Here is an 18,475-nt window from a genome sequence, read left to right on the forward strand (position 1 = left end):
TACGGGCTGTCATTGGCAATACGGATAGCTTCCTCTTCATCATCGAAGGCAATGACCGAAAGCACCGGTCCGAATATCTCATCCCTGGCAATTGGGTCGTCATGGGAATGGCCGTCCCAGGCAAGTTGGGACCGGCTTAACCAGGAGGTCGAGGGCCAACTCGTAAAGGTTCGCTCACCGCTCGCCGCGTGCATGGAAGCGCCGTCGAGCCCCCGCTGCGCCGATGTCTTCAAGGAACTGAAGAATCCCTATTACCTCGGCGACGAGGTCGGGCTGACGCAGACCCTCGGCTGGGTCGATGGCTGGACGTCTCAGCCGAGCGCCTATGCGGTGGCCGCCCGAACGACCAGCGACGTCGTGGCGGCGGTCAATTTCGCCCGCGAGAACAATTTGCGGCTGGTCGTGAAGGGCGGCGGGCATAGCTATCAGGGCACCTCCAGTGCCCCCGATTCCCTGGTGATCTGGACACGCAAAATGAACGCCGTCGCCTTGCATGATGCGTTCGTCGCCACGGGATGTGCCGGGCAACAGCCGCCGCAGCCGGCCGTCACCGTCGAGGCAGGCGCGATCTGGGGTCACGTCTACGACGCCGTCACGACGAAGGCGGGCCGCTACGTCCAGGGCGGCGGCTGCCTGACGGTGGGCGTTGCGGGCCTGATCCTGAGCGGCGGCTTCGGCAGTTTCTCGAAGGCCTACGGGATGGCCGCGGCGAGCCTGCTGGAGGCAGAGATCGTTACCGCCGATGGCGAAGTGAGGATCGCCAACGCCTGTACGAACCCTGACCTATTCTGGGAAATCAAGGGCGGCGGTGGCGGCAGCCTCGGCGTGGTAACGCGGCTTACGCTGCGCACACACGAACTGCCAGAGTTCTTCGGTGCGGTGTTCGCGACGATCAAGGCGGCATCGGACGCCGCCTTCCGCCGGCTGATCGGCCAGATCCTGGAATTCTACGGCGCGGCGCTGTTCAATCCGCATTGGGGCGAGCAGATCCGCCTCCGGCCGGGCAACGTTCTCGATATCGCAATGGTGTTCCAAGGGCTCGACCAGCTGCAGGCGGAGACGGTCTGGCGGCCGTTCTTGAGCTGGCTGGAAGGCGCTCCGCAGGATTTTCAGCCTCGACTCGGTGCCGATGATCATGGCGGTGCCGGCCCGAAATTTCTGGGACCCCGCGTTTCTCACGCAACTTCCCGGATTGGTGATTGCCGACGATCGCCCCGGCGCGCCAAAAGCCAACCTGTTCTGGGCAGGCAACCTGGGGGAAGCGGGACAGGTCCTGCACGGTTATCAGTCCGCCTGGCTTCCGTCCTCCCTCCTGCAACCGGGCCAGCAGGGCCATCTCGCCGATGCTCTGTTCGCGGCGACCCGGCATTGGGGCATCTCCTTGCACTTCAACAAGGGCCTGGCCGGCGCCTCTGTGGAGGCGATCGAGGCGGCCCACGACATGGCGACGAACCCGGCGGTGCTCGACGCCTTCGCGCTGGCCATCAGCGGCGCCGAAGGGCCGCCGACCTACCCCGGCATTCCCGGTCACGAGCCCGACGTGCCGACCGCCCGCCGGCATGCAGCCGCGATCGACAACGCAATGACCGAGGCGCGTAAACTGCCGGCCGTCGGCTCCTATGTGTCGGAAAGCGATTTCTTCGACGAGGCGTGGCGGGAATCTTTTTGGGGCGCGAACTACGCAAGGCTCCTCGCCGTGAAGGACAAATACGACCCGGGCGGCCTCTTCTTCGTGCATCACGGCGTAGGCAGTGAACGCTGGAGCGCCGACGGCTTCACGAGAGGGACCTGACATTTGGCGATGGAACCTCACCGGACACCTCCACCAGATCTCATCATGATTCAATGTGCGACCTTTGATGGGCGAGTTCGCCACGGTCAACAGAATGATTTGGCTTCATGGGCAAAATGACGGCCGACGGATGAGCCGGGTCGCGGAAGATGCTCTGCTCAGCCAGCATCATCGTGGTCGCCGTTCCGAGCGGCTCCCCCGTTCCCAGATTTCGCGCAAATCGCGGCGCCGCTGGAAACCTGCACTCTGACGTGATGCCCCTTCTTAAAGCGATAGGCCATGGGCCACAGATCGACTAGCACCCCCCGACACCCATCCGGATCGGCGACGGGCCGGTCGGGCAAGAGGCGAAGCAGACCGTCGCCGACGTTCAGCGACTCGCCGGATGGGCGGACGTCGCACAGGGGACGAAGAAATCGGTATGCTCCAAGTTTGAACGGACGAACAATTCGGCGGAATCTCCTGACGCTTTGTGGGGACCTGAGACGCAACAATAACAAAATTGGCTTCCAAGTTGCCGTTCCCCTGTGCCCCGATCTATAGATCGCTTCGGACTCGACTCGTGACATTGGCTGCGTTCGGCGCAAACGTCAGCAGGTGGCGCTCCATGGTAGTTCCCATCGACGAGTGGCAACATCCCACCCCGGCCGGACCTTCCCGAGCCTAATCAGGCAATCTGAAGTCTGAACACACCAACCGACCATGCGCGCCAAATGCGGAAGTTGGGGTAGGCTGCCACCCGTTTGTCGAGCGTTCTGCTCGCCAGCATCGAGGGCGGACGCGTCCGATCGGAGTTACGCTCCTACCAATCGGTCATCATGCGGGACAGCCGAAGGCGGGTGACGAGCGCGGGGAGTTCCGCCTGGCGGTGTGTGTTGGTCTTGCCGAATACCGCTCTGAGCTCGGTGCGCGCGGTTTCGCGGCCGATGCCGAGAGCAATTGCCGCCACATTGATGCCATCCCCCGACGCGAGGCGCGCGGCCCGCCTGGCCTCGGCTGCCGTCAAGCCGAATGCAGCGCTCAAGCGCACTGCATCCGGGCGCGCCAGAGACCTCAGGTCGGTCACCAGGAGCCTGGGTTCAGACATTCCGCATCAAGCCAGCCGATCGCAGGGCATCCTCTATAACCTTTCGGATCTCTGCGGCGGAGTTGGGCTCCTGAGAAGGTAGACCATTTCCCCTCGCAGCGCGTGGCGCAGGGTGTGGCATTTTGGGAGTCTCGATTTCGGGCATCGACAAAGTAGTTGAGAGACGGGCAGAGCGAGTCTCGCCGTTGGCTTTCACCGGCCTGGTTTTCGCCGCCCGGTTCCTACCTGACTTCGCTATGCCCCAGAAGCGCGCAATATGCGAGGTGGACGAGATGCCGATGTCGAGCATGAACGGTCCCTCAGCGCCCAGCGCCGCGTCACCGGCCGTATCAAGCGGCGTACCGTGGCCCATTCCGGCGATGCGATATTCCTCAATGATTTCCTGCCCTTGGGCATTGCACCAGACACGCCGTGAATAACCATGCACAATTTCTGATCGGACTGAACGTGCATCGAGCCCGTGAATGGCTCGCCATTGTCCGACGATGGCATCAGCATTGGAGGATGCTACGGTTTGATCGGTGGAGCCGTGCCAGACCGATATAGATGGCCAAGGACCTTTGTGCGGCGAGGCACCGCGCAGGGCCTTCTGCAATTGCCTTTCCGAGGGCGCGCCATGACCGCGCATGCGGTCGAAGGCTTCCGGGATAGTCTTTGCGCTCCCATACGGCAGGCCGGCGATGATCGCGCCACCGACGAAGACCTCCGGGTAGCAAGCCAGCATCACCGATGTCATGGCGCCTCCGGCGGAGAGGCCGGTGATAAAGATACGCTTACGGTCGAGGCCATCTTCAGCGACAACCGCCTCAATCATCTGGCGGATCGAAAGGGCCTCTCCGCCGTTCCGCTTTGTATCGCTGGGCACGAACCAGTTGAAGCAGAGGTTGGGATTGTTGGCGCGTTGCTGCTCGGGAAACAGCAGGGCAAAACCTTCCTGGTCGGCCAGTTGCGACCAGCCGGAACCATGGTCGTACCCGGCTGCGGTCTGCATGCAGCCATGCAGCACCACGACAAGAGGCGCCGCTTCAGGCAAAGCATCCGGAACGTAGATCCTCGCCCGCAAGGCGCCCGGATTGGAGCCGAAATCCGCCAGATCCGATAACCGATCGCGGCCTTGGCCGTGGCTTTGAAAACTCTGCCCGGCGCGGAATGCCGCAAAGCAGGTGATCGTGTCGGAGATTTTTCGCAAATTAGTATCCTTTGTTCCGGCCGCCAAAAATGGCGGCAGCGCTGCGCACAACGCACAGGCAGCAATATCGTTGCTGCACTGCACAATAACAAGCGCACTATGACTTAGGGTCAGGACTCACTGATCAGAGCCAGAAGATCACGGCCGCTGCTATGCATATGCTTGAGAAAAGGTGTGGGCGCAGCGGTCGTATCGAGTGTGAATACGACGCCAGTCTTTGAGTTTTCTGAACATGTTTTCGATTTGTGACGTTGCTTGTAGAGCACAACATCGTGCGGGATTGGGACCTTTCTGTTGGCCTTTGACGGAATGCAGGCGGTGATTCTGCGATCAGCCAGCGCCTTTCGAAACCAGTCGGCGTCGTATCCCTTGTCTGCAAGCATTGCTTTGGCCTTGTGGCAAGGCTTTGAGCATAAGAGCGGCCCCTCTGAAATCGCTCATCTGGCCTTCGCTTAGCAACATGATCAAAGGTCGGCCCTGGCTATCGCACACCGCGTGTAGTTTCGAATTCAAACCACCTTTGGTCCGCCCGATACGTGTAGGAACATCCCCCTTTTTTAACAGGCTGGCTGCCGTCCGATGTGCTTTCAATGGGTAGCATCGATCATCAATTGTTCCGGCTTGCCGCGTCTGGCTGCGAGTTCGGCTAAGATTCGACTGAACACACCAAGCCTGCTCCATCGGATGAAGCGATTATAAATCGTCTTGTGGGGACCATATTCTTTAGGCGCGTCGCGCCAGCGCAATCCGTTCCGAATAACGAAGACAATACCACTGATGATCCGGCGGTCGTCCACTCGCGGAATACCGTGCGACAATGGAAAGTATGGCTTAATGCGGCGCGTCTGCGCCTCAGACAACAGCATCAAATCACTCATGGCAGCGCCTCCTCGCGCAACCGTTGAATCAATCCGTCGATGCCGCCGCAAGTGGCAAATGCCACCGTCCCCTGTTGGCCCAAGCCAGACATCGGGGTAAACTGGACACCGTACTTCGCGTCTCCTTTGAGGTGGCAGGTAGCGGATGCCCGTCTCGGCTTACTTCAAGGCAGGTTTGTTTGTGGTCGCCGCGGCCGCCGCATTGTTCTCAGCGGCCGGCACGATCGCTGTCCCGGGCTTTTGGGCCTATCTCGCAATCTTCGCTGTCGTCATGATCGTTTCGTTCGCGGCGCTCGATCCGGACCTCCTGCGCGAACGCATGCGGCCGGGTGGCAAGAAGCCGCCGCTCTCGCTGAGGGTCTTTTCGCTCGTTCTGTTCATGCATTGGATCGTTGCGGGGCTTGACCGTGGCCGTTTCCATTGGAGCGACAACGTGCCCGATTGGCTTCAGGGCGTTTGCCTGTTCACGGTCGCGGCCGGCTACGCCCTTGCACTATGGGCTATGCGTGTGAACCGGTTTTTCTCCTCAGTCATTCGCATCCAGGCCGACCGCGGCCAGCACGTCGTCAGCACGGGGCCTTATGCCTTCGTCCGCCACCCTGGTTACACCGCTGGATTTCTGATCATAGCGGCAAGCGGACCCGCGCTCGGATCGTGGCTTGCGGCTGCGCTCGTTGTGCTCTTTACCCTGCCGTTTCTGCTCTACCGCACCATCACGGAGGACCGAATTCTTCGCGCGGAGCTTGCGGGCTATTCGGATTACGCCGCGCGGGTCCGATGGCGGCTTCTCCCGGGTATTTGGTGAGAGCCAAACCTCCTTAGGAAGCGTGCTTCGAAGGTCGTCGCGGCCTGCCAATGCAGCTAATTTTTGCCGTGGTTTAGGCTCACGTTTTGGTTCCGATGTCTGCAATTGGCGCTTTTGAGACCTTGGTCTAATCTCATAATGGCGGGAAGTTGCCGTTCGAGGCCTATTCCGAAAGCGATGGCTCTTGGCAGTTGATGCCAGATTAATAGGTCCTGACCCTAGGCCGCATGAAGATAATCGTCGTTGATCCCGAGCGCCGCATCGCCAGGGCCGAAGCCGGCCTGACCCTCGGGCGAGTTCGACGCAGCCACACAGGCGCACGGCCTCGCGACGACCATGGGCGTGAACGGCGACACCGGTATTGCCGGCCTCACGCTGGGTGGTGGCTTCGGCAAGCTCGGGCGAAAGCACGGACTGAGCTGCGACAATTTGATCGCGGCTGAAATCGTCACCGCCGAGGGACGGCTGTTGCGGACAAGGGCCAGCGAGCATCCCGACCTGTTCTGGGCCTTGCGAGGCGGCGGCGGCAATTTCGGCATTGTGACGGCGTTCGAATACCGGCTGCACCCGCTCGGCCCGGCGCTTCTCGTGGGCACCGTGCTGCACGCCTACAGTCACGCGCGCGAGGCCATGCGGTTTTACGATGAATTCTCCCGCGACGCCCCGGACGGGGTGAGCGTCGATGCCGCGCTCGTCACGCTGCCCTCGGGCGAGCGGGCCTTCAGCATCTCGGCTTGCTATGTCGGGTCGCCCGAAGCGGGCGAACCAGCCATCGCGCCGCTGATGAAATTCGGATCCCCCACCGAAAGTCGCCTTAAAGCCATTCCTTACCTTCAGATTCAATCGGCGGGCGACAGCCTCTTTCCACGCGGGCGACGCTATTACTGGAAAGCGCAGTTCATGCGCGAGATCAGCGATGGTGCGATCGAGGCGCTGCTCGACAGTTACGCGAGGGCTCCCAATCACTTCCCTGCTGGTTTTCCAGCAGGTCGGCGGCGCGATCGCTCGCGTGCCCGCGTCGCACTCGCCCTATGCCAACCGCGATGCGGCCCTTGACTGCTTCCCGATCGCCATCTGGGACGATCCGGCCGATGACGAGGCAAATATCCGCTGGGCGCGCGACCTGTGGAATGCGGTCAGACCATTCTCAACCAGCGGAGTCTATGCCAACAATCTCGGTGATGAGGGTGACGACCGCGTGCGTGATGCCTACGGCGCCAATTATGCGCGCCTCGTCGCCATCAAGAAGCAATACGACCCGACCAATTTCTTCCGATTGAATCAAAATATCAGTCCTGGATAATTCGAAAATCCGTGGGGGAACCGTGCGCAGTCGCTGGACGATCCTTGCTGTTCTGTTTGTCGCCCGCACCGCAATGGCGTTTCAGTTTCAGAGCGTCGCCGCCGTCGCGCCTCTTATCAGCGATAGCGTCGGTGCGAGCCTGGCCGACATCGGCATTCTAATCGGCCTCTATCTTGCACCGGGAGTCGCATTGGCCCTGCCTGGCGCGACCATCGGCCAGCGCTATGGCGATAAGGCGACCGTTCTCGCTGGGCTCCTGATGATGCTGGAGGGTGAAATGCTGATGACGGCGTCGGCGTCCTGGAGCCTGCAGATCGGCGGCCGATTGATAAGCGGCACTGGCGGTGTCCTCCTGAATGTCCTGATGACCAAGATGGTCGCCGATTGGTTTGCCGGACGGGAAATCGCAACCGCCATGGCCATCTACATCAACTCGTGGCCAGCGGGCATCGCCATCGCTCTCATGCTGCTGCCGGCAATCGGAATGACATTCGGGGTGACCTCGGTGGGCATTGCCGTTTCGGTCCTGGTCATCGTCGGCATCGGCTTGATGACCTTCATCTATCGCACCCCGGAGGTATCGCCCGCCGGTGGGATCGAACGCCGCGGCATTTCTGCCGGGACCACCTTCGCCCTCATCACTGCCGGCCTGATCTGGTGTCTCTACAATGTCGGCTTCGCAATGGTCTTCAGCTTCGGCCCCTCAATGCTTGTCGAGCGCGGCTGGTCCAGCCCGGAGGCGGGATCGGCGACCAGCCTGGTGCTTTGGCTGGCCACCCTTTCGGTCCCCCTGGGTGGCTTGCTGGCCGATCGCAGCAAACGCGGCGACGCGGTCCTCACCGCGGGCTGTGTCGGTTTTGCACTCCTAATGCTCGTTCTGTCGCGAAGCGGACCAGTGCTTCCCCTCATCATTACCATGGGGGTCGTATGCGGCCTGCCTGCCGGCGCGATTATGAGCTTGCCCGCACGGGTGCTCGATCAAAGAACGCGATCGATCGGGATGGGAGTGTTCTACACGGTCTACTATGCCGGCATGTTGGCCGCCCCGGCGATCGGCGGCAAACTTGCGACTTGGGCCGGTACAGCAACCATCGCGCTCGATTTCGGCGCTGCCGCACTCCTCCTTTGCCCTTTCCTCCTTTGGTCATTCCACCGGATCAGCCGTCTCCCAAGGGCGATGGTGGTTCCATCCAGGTAAGGCGGCTAGTCGCGCCGATACCGCTGGTACCGCGACATCAGCACGGTTGTCCCGGCTCCCGGTCTGACCGATTCTATGGCACTACTCTGGCAGTCCAGCAGTACGCAGCGCATCACCAAGGCACTCCACGAGCGCTGGAGCACAATTCACGCCCGCAAACTGGCGGCTATAACTGAACCTTGGATGCAGTTCGAGCACCCGCGCGGCAGCTGCCCTCGCTTCTTCCAGCCGGCCGAGTTTGGCAAGGGCAGCGGCCAATTGCACGTAAGTGATGCTATGTGCGGGATTGGCCTGAACGGACCGGTAAGCGGCGCGACTCGCATAGGCGTCCGTTCCGGTGCAATTCCGGCCACCGGTGCCGTTGCCGTCTGCTTTCAGCACTAGACGAAACTGATCTCTACAGCCGACGTGGGGCGCAAAGCCGTCGTTGAAAATTGATGGGACGGCGGTCGCCTGTAGGTCAGAAATTGACGCTACCCCAACTCGGGTTCTGACCGTCGTCGCGAGTATCGTCGTGACCTGACCCATTGCATACGGTCAGACTAGTTCTGTGCAAGGGCCGACTGAAAGTCCCTGGTGTTGTTGCGATTGGGATAGGACTGGTCCGGTACTGGGACACCGAGATGCCGACAGAGCGGCGTCCACCCATCTCCCAGATTGTGGACCAGCAGCCGACCCGGCGGCACTGTCGCAATGACCGCCCTTACATTGGCTTCGTAGACGGCTATGGCATTGGCGCGATCGTGCGGCAGGCCGCCGAAGACCTGCCTGGAGATCAAGGTAAGGCCCAGCGACTCCTGATCCTTGCTCTGGCTGATGCCTGCCAGGATCGTTTTCTCGAAGCTTTTCCACCAGCTTTCCGGCGATCGGTATGTCAAGATGACCCGGGCGTCCGGATAGAACTCAATCAGATCACGCCAATAGTGCGCCGAGGGCCAGTCGATGCAGGACGCGTAGCCCGCAAACAGCTGGTTCCAGTCTGGTGCCGCGCCCTTCGCCAGCGCACGCCAAAGCCGCTTCTGGTCTTCATTGGCCATGACTTCGAACATGTGGTGACAGGGGCCGAAGCCAAGGATCGTCAGCGCCTCGCGCATCGAATCCGTTCCTGTCCGGCCAAAGCCCGTTCCGATTACCTTCATCGCCATTGTGCCCCCCGGTTCAGACCTACACCCGTCAGACCAATCGCTTGCGAGCACCATCCGCAGGCGGTTTCCCTCAGGGTCGGAGAGGTCCAGCGCCCCCTCCGTTTGCAGCGAGGGCACGTGCGCCTCGCCGAGACGTCGCGCGACGGCCGCGATGTCTCCCCGGCTGGGAAGCACGACGGTAAAATGCTCCAGACCTGCCGCGCCGAGCGGTGGCTCCTTCAGCTCGTCGCGGGCCCAGATGTTGAATGCCACCATGTGCGGACGTTCCTCGGTGCCGCAGTCGAACAGGCCAAACGTTGCGGACTGGATATGTGGCCTGAAGCCAAGCACGCCGAGGTAGAACGCCATCAGCGTTTCGGGCGACCGCACGCGCAGTGTGACCGATGAAGGTGTCCGCCGCCAGCGGAACTTTGACACGGTCCGCCGGGTCGAGCTCCTGCAGCAATCGATCGATATCCAGAGGTTCCAGCCCGGAATGCCTTGTGCCGTCCTTGGCGACAAGCGAAACACCGCCGCCAGCCATCGCTTCCCTAGACGCGAAGCGCCCGGCCGTGTCGAAGCAGATCTCGATCCCATTGCCGGAAGGGTCGGAAACGTAAAGGGATTCCGAGATTAGGTGATCCTGGGCGCTGTGCCTCAGGCCGGAGGCCCGCAGCCGGGCGGCGACTCGGGCCAATTCCTTGCGTGTCGTGACATGGGTGGCGACATGAAAAAAATCGCGGGACTTTGACGGCAGGACGTTTGTAGCCCCGGCGTGCAGCACAATAAGGCTCTTGCCGTCGACGCCGAGTTCGGCGATCCCGCCGTCCCTGGTCAGGGTCGAGAGGCCGACCACGTCACGCCAGACCGGTAAGGCGGCTGGAATGTCGACGACGCGCAGATGAACCGGGCCGAGACGGGTGGTGTCGGCTAGAATTTCTTGGCTCTTCATCGGCCGTTGTTTCCCTGCAGCGCTGGAACATATAAATTACCAGATCGTATCCTTATGTGATATGGTCAAATCCTGGCCGAGAAAAATTAATAGAAACAAAGGAGGCCGCGATGAGAGAGTATTTTTCATTTCAGCTATTCATGAGAATGTCGACTGCGTTATTTATTGGTGCCGCTATCTATTCCATCGTTTTCGGGAATACATGATAGCGCTTGGAGTCCGCGCTTAGACTTTCTCGAGACCAAGTCGCTGACATTTCCCGATCCTGAGCAGTAGCTACGACGCGGCGGGACGCGCTTCGCGAACTGCTCCGACCTGCCAGCAGATCACTCAGGGAAGAAACCACCCTGCGGCGCTAGGTGCAACCCAGTGTGGCCATACCCGCGGCAGCTCGTGGCCCCTGAGCAGACGTTGATGTGTCGAGGTGCCGGCTGGTGAAGCCCAGCCTTCCCAAGCCCTTGCGCACTTCCGGCGCGCCCATGAACAGTCTCCACAAAAGCCCTGTACGATGGTTCTCGATCATCGCGATGATTGGCCCCTGATTGATCGCTAGATATGTCCGGGAGTACCAGTTGCGAGGTTCGCAAAACGCGTCGACAAAGCCGAAGCGGTCCCATATGCGGTTTCGAGGCTTGGTCAGGAAACCGCGCAGTGCGCGCATCGCTTCCCCCGGAGCATAAGGGAAACTCGACAGGGCAGCGGACGGGGCGATTACGCCAAAGTCCCTGTCAGGTGCACTTGCGATGTATCCTCGCGGCCCATGGCTCGCGGTCAGACCCCAGCAGTCAGGGCCGTATCCCAGATGGTTATGGGGATTGCGGACGCAATGCCGATAATTGATCTGCGTATGACGGAGGTTCTGTTGCCAGTAGTCGGCGTAGCGGTCGCTTAGGCCTCGTGGATCGAGCCCGCAGAAGGAATATTGCGAAAAGAAGAGCGGACCACCAGAATCCATTCCCAATGGCAGGACGATCCCGTCATGATCGCGCCCGTTTCGAAAGTCGGATCCGCCAGCAAAGCCTTCGTGATAGATGCCCGGATCAATGGGGTGGCGAGTTGATCCCGCCGCCAGCACGAAGGTGAGCATGCATTCGTTCCAACCTCTGATCGGGCTGTCCATCGCCCAGCCGTGGTTCGGGCTCCAGTGCCACATCAGTTGCCGGGCCCCGCGTGTGAACCAGTTCCACTCGGCCTGTGACAACAGCGCGTTCACGCTATGGCGAAGGCGTGCTTCCTCGGTTGCCATCCCGGCGAAATACTCGCGGGCGCAGATCAGACCTTGAAACAGGAAAGTGGTTTCGACCAGATCAGCGCCGTCATCCTTGCGACGGAATGGAATTATCGCACCGGTACGGCCATTGATGAAATGCGGGAACACGCCGTGGTAGCGCGGCGAGCTTTCCAGGAAATCCAGCATTCGATGCAATCGGCATAATGCCGCCGCGCGATCGATCCAACCGCGTTCAACAGCAACGATGATTGCCATGATGCCGAAGCCAGAGCCGCCAATGGCTGCGAGATCGTTGGCCGGAGCACCGGTGGTCTTCTGTCGATCTCGGGCAAGACCACTGACGGGATGTGCGCCTTCCCAGAAGTACCGGGCCGTTTGCCGTTGCACGATATCCAGCAGCGCTTCATCTTCGAGGTCGCGAACGTTTGCCGGGAAGTCGGGTGCTTGGAGCGTGCTGGGAATCATCGAGCCGGTGTTCCTGAAATGGGCATACAGACCGCCGGTCAATATGAAGGATTGCCGCGTGGAGATACCCGGTCTCCGCAAGCGTAACACCACCTGCATCCGTCAAATGCAAGGTTTCTCAATGCGGATAAAAAGATCGCCGCGTTCGTCGAAATCATGCGCGCGAGTGTACTCCCGCATCGACGATATCCGGCGGTCACGGATCAAATCGAGCTAGGTGATGCGGAAATCCGCATTCATGAAACGCCGACGGTTCTGCTCCACCCAGCTCTTCCACGAGCGGAACCCGCAAAAACAATGAGCCGGAATGTTCGAGTTCCACACTGCCTGTTTATGCGACTTTTGGAAGCACAAAAGGGGAACATCTAGCGGCTTATGTGTTTTCGACGTCAACAGCCTCTGGCGGTCAGATCGGCGATCGGCCGGCATTGTGAATGCCTGGAAGGGGCCGGAACCGGACTGTCAGCTTTCAAGATGACTGGACAAGATAGCCGGCCCTTGCGTCCAGCCTCGTCTGACCGCTGTGCGCCAGAAGCGACCTTTCGGACCACCGGGGCTAATGGACGACCTCCTGGCTTTGGCCGGGCGGGCTCGTCAGGGCGCCGCGATAGGTGTACAATTTTAGCCATGTTGGGTCCGGGGCCGGATGATGATCGTCCCTCCATTGAACCGGAAACTGCTGGCGATCCTTGCAGCGGATATGGTCGGCTATTCAACGGCGATCGAAATTGACGAAGCTGGCACCATCGGACGCCTGAGAGCTATCCGGGCCGACGTAACCGATACGGCGATCGCTCGGCACCAGGGTCGAATTGTCAAACTATTAGGAGATGGCGCACTTGTCGTCTTCGACAGCGTGGTCGATGCGGTAATCTGCGCAGCCGAAATTCAAAAAGCTGTGGCCGTTCGCAATGGTGGACTGCCGGAGCATGAGCGGATTGTGTTCCGCATCGGGATAAATCTTGGCGATGTGGCGCTCGTGGATGGCGATGTGTATGGCGACGGCGTCAATATCGCCGCTCGGTTGCAGCAACTCGCTGACCCGGGCGGCGTGATCGTATCGGGCACGGCCTTTGACCATCTGCAGGGCAAGCTTGATTGGCCCCTCGATTTCGCTGGCGAGCAGCAAGTCAAGAATATCAATCGCCCCGTGCGGATGTACCGGCTGAGGCTCGATGGCAAGCCGGTGCGCCGCCCGCTTCTCGGAATGATGCCGCGCTGGGCCAGGACGGCTGCGGCGGCCATCGTGGTGCTGGCTCTGGCGGGTGGAGGGACATGGTGGGTCTTTCAGCCTGCGCCACTGGGGGCCAAGCCGTCGATCGCGGTGCTGCCCTTCAATAATTATGGCGGCGACGAGGCCACCGGGCGTTTGGCCGATGGCCTCACCGAAGACATCATCACCGATCTCGCGCAGTTTCCCGAACTCGACGTCGTGGCACGCAATTCGACGCAAGCGTACAAAGGCAAGTCGCTGGATGTCCGCCAGGTCGCGAGTGCGCTCGACGTCGGCTATGTGCTGGAAGGCTCGATCCAGCGCCTGGGCGGTCGGCTGCGGATCACCGCGCAGCTGATCGATGCAAAAACCGGCAACCATCTGTGGTCGGAGCGATGGGACCGGCCTGCTGAAGACGTATTCGCCGTTCAAACCGAGATCGCCGAGCAGGTCACCAACCGCCTCGGCAACGGCGTGGGGCTGATTCAAGGCGCGGGGCGGGCTGCAGCGAAGCGTAAACGGCCGGACAACTTGACTGTCTATGATTACTATCTGCTCGGAACCGAAAGGATTGAAAAGATTACTGTAGCGGATGAGGAGGAGGCCATCAGGCTGCTCAACCTCGCTGTCGAGCTGGACCCGGGGTTCGCCCGCGCCTGGGTGGAACTTTATCATGCTCATAACATATTGGCTGGCTTCGGTATCAATCCCGAGAGCGAGATCAAGGCGGCTGCCGATGTAGCCGAACGCGCGGTGCGGCTCGATCCGAGCGACGCCGAGGCACACGCCGTTTTTGGCATGAGCCTCAAAGACAAGGGCGACAACGCCCGCGCCAAGGTCGAGCTGGACACGGCCCTCCGCCTCGCTCCGGGTTCGGCCGAAATCCTGACATTCTATTCCGGCTTTGCGGCAGGCTTCGACGAACCCGAACGCGGCGCTCAGTTGGTCGACCAAGTTATACGGCTCGACCCGAATTACCCGATGTGGGCAACTGCTTTCTACTCCACTGCCTATTTTATGGCTGGTCGCTATGAGGACGCCTTGAAGATGCTGGAGCGCAAGACGCCCGATAACTACGGCAAAGGGGGTTGGGTGGTGCGTAGCAGCTCCTTTGCGGCTCTGGGTCGAATCGATGAGGCGAATGCTTCGGTCCGGGAAACCCTCAAACGGTATCCGGACCTGACCGTCGAGGGCATGGTCAATGAATTCAGCTTGAGCAAGACGGAGCGCGGTCGTTTCATCGAGACAATGCCGCTAGCCGGCTTCCCGGCGTGCGCCAAGACCGGGTCGCTGGCAAAACTCGCCAAACCTGTGCGGCTGCCGGAATGCGAGGCGGGGGAGGCGCAGCCTCTCGGGCAGCCATAGAACAAGCTCGGCGCAAAAGGGAGACGTGAGCCGCGAATCGCCCCGGCACTGGCGGGCGCTGTCGCCGAAGGTTGGAGGCGATGACGCGTATGGTTGTGACGCCGCGCGAGGCTCCCGCTAGCGAACGAAGAACTCAGGGTCAAACGCTCAAGTGAGTATCCCTACGGTGGAAGCCGGCTGAGCAAGTGATTTTCTGAGCAGTGGCGACTATGTCAGGAATGGGCCGGAAGCGGCCGGTCCGGTCTGCGGACAAATCGGTAAAAAAGCAGACATCTCTATGCTAAACATCGCAAGAGACACATGGACCCGCTGAATACGTCAGGCTCACGCAGCCATCGAATCGACGAACAATGCTAACCGAACGTCGCCGTTGCCGTCGAGGCTCCTATCTGCACCATCGCCGATCGACCGAGGGTGACGCAAGTCCGAGCCCATCGGTTGTTCAAGATGGCGCCAATGGCTTCCAGATGTGGGTGGAAATGATGTCCCGCAGCTCCGTGCGCACCGCACGGAAGAGTGGGCGAAAGTTCGAGGACATCGGTCGGTGCGAGGAGGTCGCGAGGATCAGCTGTCGGGTAATCGGCGGGTCGAATGGCCAGACCTCGAGGCGGCCAGCCTCAACGAGGAGATGGACCGACGCATAGGGCAGAACCGTGTAGCCGGCTCCCTCCTCCACCAGGAGCAGAGTCGAAGGCATGGCCTCAAGCTCCATCTCGACGCGCGGATAGATGCCATGCTCAGCCAATGTGTTGTCGATAAGCCGCCGCAGCCCGTGCGGGCGGCTGGGCAGGATCATCGGCAGTTCGGCGAAGATGTTGAGGCCAACCGGACCGCGCGGCAGCACGCGCTCGTGCAAGGCCGGTCCGATCAGGTACAGTTCGTCATCGGCCAGCGGTTCGGTCAGCACGGAAGGATGGTTCGGCGAATTGTAAAGTACGGCGGCATCGATGCGGCCGGCAATCAGCCATTCCAGGATATGACCGCTGAAGCCTTCGATCACCTGCAGCGCGACATTGGGAAACTCGTTCTTGATCTTCTTGACCAGCGGCACCGTCAGCACGGTACCGACCGAGGGCGGCACGGCAAGCACCAACTTCCCCTTCGGCGAGGATTTGAGGTTGGACACCGCATTCTGCGCCAGCCGCATCCGCTCGACGATCTCGTCGGCATGGGCCTTCAGAAGCACGCCCGCCTCGGTCAGCACCACACCGCGGCCGTTGCGATAGAACAGCTCGACGCCGAGCTCCTCCTCAAGCCCACGAATATGGCGCGTGACCATCGGCTGGGTGACGTTGAGGTCGAGCGCGGCCTTCGAGAAGCTGCCCGCCGCACCAACGGCGATGAATACCTGTAGCTGCTTCGTGTCCAACTCTCACCCATCTGGCCATCCGCTGCGGCAAAGCTTTCAGGAATTTTCCGTGGTGTCTTCTTACTTCCCGAATGGAAATCTCAGGCCTCGGACATTCAGGAAGACTGCATAGACCGAAGTCGTCGCCGTGATGAACAGCCGATTGTTGCGCGGCCCGCCGAACGCCACATTCGCAACCATTTCAGGCACTTGAATCTTTCCGATCAGCTCGCCATCCGCTGTATGGCACTGGACGCCGTCCCAGGCGCTGATCCAGAGATTGCCCACGACATCGATGCGGAAGCCATCCGGTATGCCCGGAGAAATCTCGGCGAACACGCGGGAATTTATCAGTTTTTCGCCCTCCACGTCAAACAACCTGACGTGGTGAGGCGCATTGCGGTCAGTGAGAAATCCGGAGTCCGAAATATAGAGCTGTTTTTCGTCTGCCGAGAACGCAAGCCCGTTCGGCATGAAGAAATCGTCGGCGACGACGGTGACCTTTCCCGATAGCGGCTCGATCCGATAGACGCGGCAGCCCGGCTGTTCCTGAAGGCTCCTGCGACCAACATAGTCGGAGATGATCCCGTAATTCGGATCGGTGAACCAGATGCTGCCGTCCGACTTCACCACCACGTCGTTCGGCGAGTTCAGCCGCTTGCCGTCGAACGCATCGGCCAGCACCGTGACCGAGCCATCCCATTCGGTGCGCACAACCTGGCGCTCGCCCTGCATGCAGGTGACGAGCCGCCCTTCCCGGTCGCGCGTATTGCCGTTCGGATTGGCGATGTTGCCGCGAAAGAGAGACACTGCGCCAGTTTCTTCATCCCAGCGCAGCATGCGGTCATTGGGAATGTCGCTCCACACCAGCGACCGGTGGTCGGCGAAATAGACCGGCCCCTCCGTCCAGCGATTCCCCGTATGGATGGTTTCGAGGAAAGCGACAGGATCGATCAGATCGCCGAACCTCGCATCGATGATCTCATAACAGGACATCGACGGTCTCGCTTACGGCAGGCGGATGGCGACGGTCTTGGTCTCGGTGTAGAGTTGGAGCGCCTGCTCGCCGAGTTCGCGCCCCCAGCCGGATTGCTTGAAACCGCCGAAAGGCATGGTGACGTCGTTGAAGTTGTGGCAGTTGATCCAGACCGTGCCCGACTTGATCTTCGCGGCCAACCGGTGCGCGGCACCGAGATTGTTGGTCCAGATCGAGGCGGCCAAGCCATATTCCGTGTCGTTGGCGTCCCTGGCGAGTTGATCTAGGTCCTCATCGTCGAAGGGCATCGCACAGGCCACGGGCCCGAATATTTCTTCGCGGATGACCGACATGTCAGGCCGCGTGTTGGCAATTAGGGTTGGCTTGACGAAATAGCCCACCTCGCCGGCGCGTGCACCGCCGGTGACGATCTCGGCGCCGTCGGATCTGCCTTCCCAGATCAGCCGCGTGATGCGTTCCATCTGCTGCTGCGAGACGACGGGGCCAAGTTCGGTCGAGGGGTCAAGCCCGGCGCCGAGCTTCAGCCTCTCGGCACGCTCGGCGACGCCGGACATCACCTTGTCGTAAATCTTCTTGTGAACGAAGAAGCGCGTTCCCGCACCGCAACTCTGGCCGGCATTGAAGAACGCGGCGCTGGAAGCGCCTGCCACCGCCATTTCGATATCGGCATCGGCAAGCACGATGGTCGGCGCCTTGCCGCCGAGTTCGAGACTGACCTTCTTGAGATTGCCTGTCGCCGCGCGCGCGATCAGCCGGCCGACTTCGGTCGAACCGGTGAAAGCGATCTTGTCGATATCCGGATGGGCCGACATCGGAGCGCCAACGGCCTCGCCAAAACCTGTCAAAATGTTGACCACGCCTTCCGGGAATCCGGCTTCCTGGACCAGCCTGCCGAAATAGAGCGCGCCGAGCGGCGTCTGCTCTGCCGGTTTCAGGATGATCGTGCAGCCGGCCGCCAATGCCGGCGCCACCTTCCAGGCCAGCATGGCGAGCGGAAAGTTCCATGGAATGATCTGGCCGACCACGCCGGCCGGTTCGCGGCGCGTGTAGGCATGCCAGTCGCCCGGCGCATTGATGGTCATGGCCTCGCCGTTGATCTTGGTCGCCCAACCGGCGTAGTAGCGGAAGGTCTCGGCGGTAAACGGCACCTCGCCATTCCTGGAATCGCCGATCGGCTTGCCGCTTTCGTAGGAGTTGAGTGTCGCCAGCATGTCGAGATTGGCGTCGATGAGATCGGCCAGCTTCCAGATCAGCTTGGCGCGCTGGGCCGGCACCATTTTCGACCATGGACCGTCGAGCGCCTTGCGCGCCGCCTTGACCGCGAGATCGACGTCGGCCCTGTCGCCCGCCGGCACCGCAGCGATGACCTGGCCGTTCGACGGATCGACCACGTCGAGCGTCTTTCCAGAATTTGCCGGCAGCCATTCATTGCCGACCAACATCGCGTGCCTACCGCCCACGAACTTGGCCACCTCGGGATCGAGTTGCGGCACGGCGTCGAAACGTATGGCCATGGCTTTCTCCTCGA

At 61.0% G+C, this 18,475-nt stretch carries 15 protein-coding genes and 5 pseudogenes; 7 read left to right on the top strand and 13 right to left on the bottom strand.

From position 1 onward, the window contains the following. Window positions 1–95: pseudogene (locus tag NKH23_RS31145) on the bottom strand (aldehyde dehydrogenase family protein); the annotation flags it as partial. Between the two features lie 97 nt (window positions 96–192). Between NKH23_RS31145 and NKH23_RS31150 the strand changes: the two are divergent. Beyond that, window positions 193–744, top strand: a pseudogene (locus tag NKH23_RS31150) (FAD-binding oxidoreductase); the annotation flags it as partial. Window positions 745–783: 39 nt separating this feature from the next. On the opposite strand, the gene NKH23_RS31155 reads toward NKH23_RS31150, so the two are convergent. Continuing rightward, window positions 784–1,137: a hypothetical protein gene (locus tag NKH23_RS31155; RefSeq protein ID WP_353036316.1), complete on the bottom strand. Its 354-nt coding sequence runs from the start codon at window positions 1,135–1,137 to the stop codon at window positions 784–786. Between NKH23_RS31155 and NKH23_RS31160 the strand changes: the two genes are divergently transcribed. Further along, complete coding sequence (locus tag NKH23_RS31160; RefSeq protein WP_353036318.1) at window positions 1,130–1,792, top strand: BBE domain-containing protein; 663 nt, start codon at window positions 1,130–1,132, stop codon at window positions 1,790–1,792. The two genes, NKH23_RS31155 and NKH23_RS31160, sit on opposite strands and share 8 nt — an antisense overlap. Window positions 1,793–1,950: 158 nt before the next feature. On the opposite strand, the gene NKH23_RS31165 is transcribed toward NKH23_RS31160, so the two are convergent. From NKH23_RS31165 to NKH23_RS31180, 4 genes and pseudogenes are all read right to left on the bottom strand, one after another. Beyond that, window positions 1,951–2,361: a CocE/NonD family hydrolase C-terminal non-catalytic domain-containing protein gene (locus tag NKH23_RS31165; RefSeq protein WP_352917029.1), complete on the bottom strand. Its 411-nt coding sequence runs from the start codon at window positions 2,359–2,361 to the stop codon at window positions 1,951–1,953. A 233-nt stretch (window positions 2,362–2,594) separates the two neighbouring features. Continuing rightward, window positions 2,595–2,816, bottom strand: coding sequence for a hypothetical protein (locus NKH23_RS31170; protein ID WP_352917031.1), 222 nt, complete (start codon window positions 2,814–2,816; stop codon window positions 2,595–2,597). 55 nt (window positions 2,817–2,871) lie between these two features. Further along, a complete protein-coding gene (locus NKH23_RS31175; RefSeq protein WP_502912394.1) occupies window positions 2,872–4,068 on the bottom strand; it encodes an extracellular catalytic domain type 1 short-chain-length polyhydroxyalkanoate depolymerase in 1,197 nt (398 codons plus the stop codon). A gap of 124 nt (window positions 4,069–4,192) precedes the next feature. Then, window positions 4,193–4,946 (bottom strand): annotated as a pseudogene (locus NKH23_RS31180) (IS5 family transposase). Window positions 4,947–5,091: 145 nt separating this feature from the next. On the opposite strand from NKH23_RS31180, the gene NKH23_RS31185 reads away from it, so the two are divergent. The 4 genes from NKH23_RS31185 (at window position 5,092) to NKH23_RS31200 (ending at window position 8,252) form a co-directional block, all read left to right on the top strand. After that, entirely contained in the window at window positions 5,092–5,751 is a 660-nt protein-coding gene (locus tag NKH23_RS31185) for a methyltransferase family protein (protein ID WP_352917033.1), read from the top strand. A 342-nt stretch (window positions 5,752–6,093) separates the two neighbouring features. After that, complete coding sequence (locus tag NKH23_RS31190; protein WP_352917035.1) at window positions 6,094–6,807, top strand: FAD-binding oxidoreductase; 714 nt, start codon at window positions 6,094–6,096, stop codon at window positions 6,805–6,807. Then, the gene (locus NKH23_RS31195) at window positions 6,761–7,054 is read left to right on the top strand and encodes a BBE domain-containing protein (RefSeq protein WP_352917037.1); all 294 of its coding nucleotides are present in this window, start codon (window positions 6,761–6,763) and stop codon (window positions 7,052–7,054) included. Before NKH23_RS31190 ends, NKH23_RS31195 begins: the two co-directional genes overlap by 47 nt. A gap of 22 nt (window positions 7,055–7,076) precedes the next feature. Next, entirely contained in the window at window positions 7,077–8,252 is a 1,176-nt protein-coding gene (locus tag NKH23_RS31200) for an MFS transporter (RefSeq protein WP_352917039.1), read from the top strand. 81 nt (window positions 8,253–8,333) lie between these two features. Here the strand turns inward: NKH23_RS31200 and NKH23_RS31205 are convergent. The 4 genes and pseudogenes from NKH23_RS31205 to NKH23_RS31220 all read right to left on the bottom strand — a co-directional run. Then, window positions 8,334–8,573 (bottom strand): annotated as a pseudogene (locus NKH23_RS31205) (transcriptional regulator); the annotation flags it as partial. A 221-nt stretch (window positions 8,574–8,794) separates the two neighbouring features. Continuing rightward, window positions 8,795–9,745 carry a sulfotransferase gene (locus NKH23_RS31210; protein ID WP_352917041.1) on the bottom strand — a complete coding sequence of 317 codons (951 nt, stop codon included), beginning with the start codon at window positions 9,743–9,745 and terminating at the stop codon, window positions 8,795–8,797. Between the two features lie 274 nt (window positions 9,746–10,019). Beyond that, window positions 10,020–10,328 (bottom strand): annotated as a pseudogene (locus tag NKH23_RS31215) (VOC family protein); the annotation flags it as partial. Window positions 10,329–10,683: 355 nt separating this feature from the next. After that, window positions 10,684–12,066: a glucoamylase family protein gene (locus tag NKH23_RS31220; RefSeq protein ID WP_353036321.1), complete on the bottom strand. Its 1,383-nt coding sequence runs from the start codon at window positions 12,064–12,066 to the stop codon at window positions 10,684–10,686. Between the two features lie 607 nt (window positions 12,067–12,673). On the opposite strand from NKH23_RS31220, the gene NKH23_RS31225 reads away from it, so the two are divergent. After that, window positions 12,674–14,602: an adenylate/guanylate cyclase domain-containing protein gene (locus NKH23_RS31225; RefSeq protein ID WP_352917343.1), complete on the top strand. Its 1,929-nt coding sequence runs from the start codon at window positions 12,674–12,676 to the stop codon at window positions 14,600–14,602. A gap of 442 nt (window positions 14,603–15,044) precedes the next feature. Here NKH23_RS31225 and NKH23_RS31230 read toward each other — a convergent pair whose 3' ends face one another. Genes NKH23_RS31230 through NKH23_RS31240 form a run of 3 tightly spaced genes read right to left on the bottom strand, consistent with a single transcriptional unit; the run spans window position 15,045 to window position 18,461 of the window. Next, complete coding sequence (locus NKH23_RS31230; RefSeq protein WP_353036323.1) at window positions 15,045–15,971, bottom strand: LysR family transcriptional regulator; 927 nt, start codon at window positions 15,969–15,971, stop codon at window positions 15,045–15,047. 60 nt (window positions 15,972–16,031) lie between these two features. Continuing rightward, window positions 16,032–16,946, bottom strand: coding sequence for an SMP-30/gluconolactonase/LRE family protein (locus NKH23_RS31235; RefSeq protein ID WP_352979807.1), 915 nt, complete (start codon window positions 16,944–16,946; stop codon window positions 16,032–16,034). A 12-nt stretch (window positions 16,947–16,958) separates the two neighbouring features. Then, on the bottom strand, window positions 16,959–18,461 hold the full coding sequence (locus NKH23_RS31240) for an aldehyde dehydrogenase family protein (RefSeq protein WP_352721289.1): 1,503 nt from the start codon (window positions 18,459–18,461) through the stop codon (window positions 16,959–16,961). Window positions 18,462–18,475 lie beyond the last annotated feature (14 nt).

The organism is Mesorhizobium sp. M1328, assembly GCF_040318075.1.
Taxonomy (GTDB): domain Bacteria; phylum Pseudomonadota; class Alphaproteobacteria; order Rhizobiales; family Rhizobiaceae; genus Mesorhizobium.

Coding starts and splice junctions, on each gene's coding strand:
- NKH23_RS31160 (WP_353036318.1), top strand. CDS start 1,130: ATGATCATGGCGGTGCCGGCCCGAAATTTCTGGGACCCCGCGTTTCTC.
- NKH23_RS31155 (WP_353036316.1), bottom strand. CDS start 1,137: ATGATCATCGGCACCGAGTCGAGGCTGAAAATCCTGCGGAGCGCCTTC.
- NKH23_RS31165 (WP_352917029.1), bottom strand. CDS start 2,361: ATGTCACGAGTCGAGTCCGAAGCGATCTATAGATCGGGGCACAGGGGA.
- NKH23_RS31185 (WP_352917033.1), top strand. CDS start 5,092: ATGCCCGTCTCGGCTTACTTCAAGGCAGGTTTGTTTGTGGTCGCCGCG.
- NKH23_RS31210 (WP_352917041.1), bottom strand. CDS start 9,745: ATGGCGTTCTACCTCGGCGTGCTTGGCTTCAGGCCACATATCCAGTCC.
- NKH23_RS31225 (WP_352917343.1), top strand. CDS start 12,674: ATGATCGTCCCTCCATTGAACCGGAAACTGCTGGCGATCCTTGCAGCG.
- NKH23_RS31235 (WP_352979807.1), bottom strand. CDS start 16,946: ATGTCCTGTTATGAGATCATCGATGCGAGGTTCGGCGATCTGATCGAT.
- NKH23_RS31240 (WP_352721289.1), bottom strand. CDS start 18,461: ATGGCCATACGTTTCGACGCCGTGCCGCAACTCGATCCCGAGGTGGCC.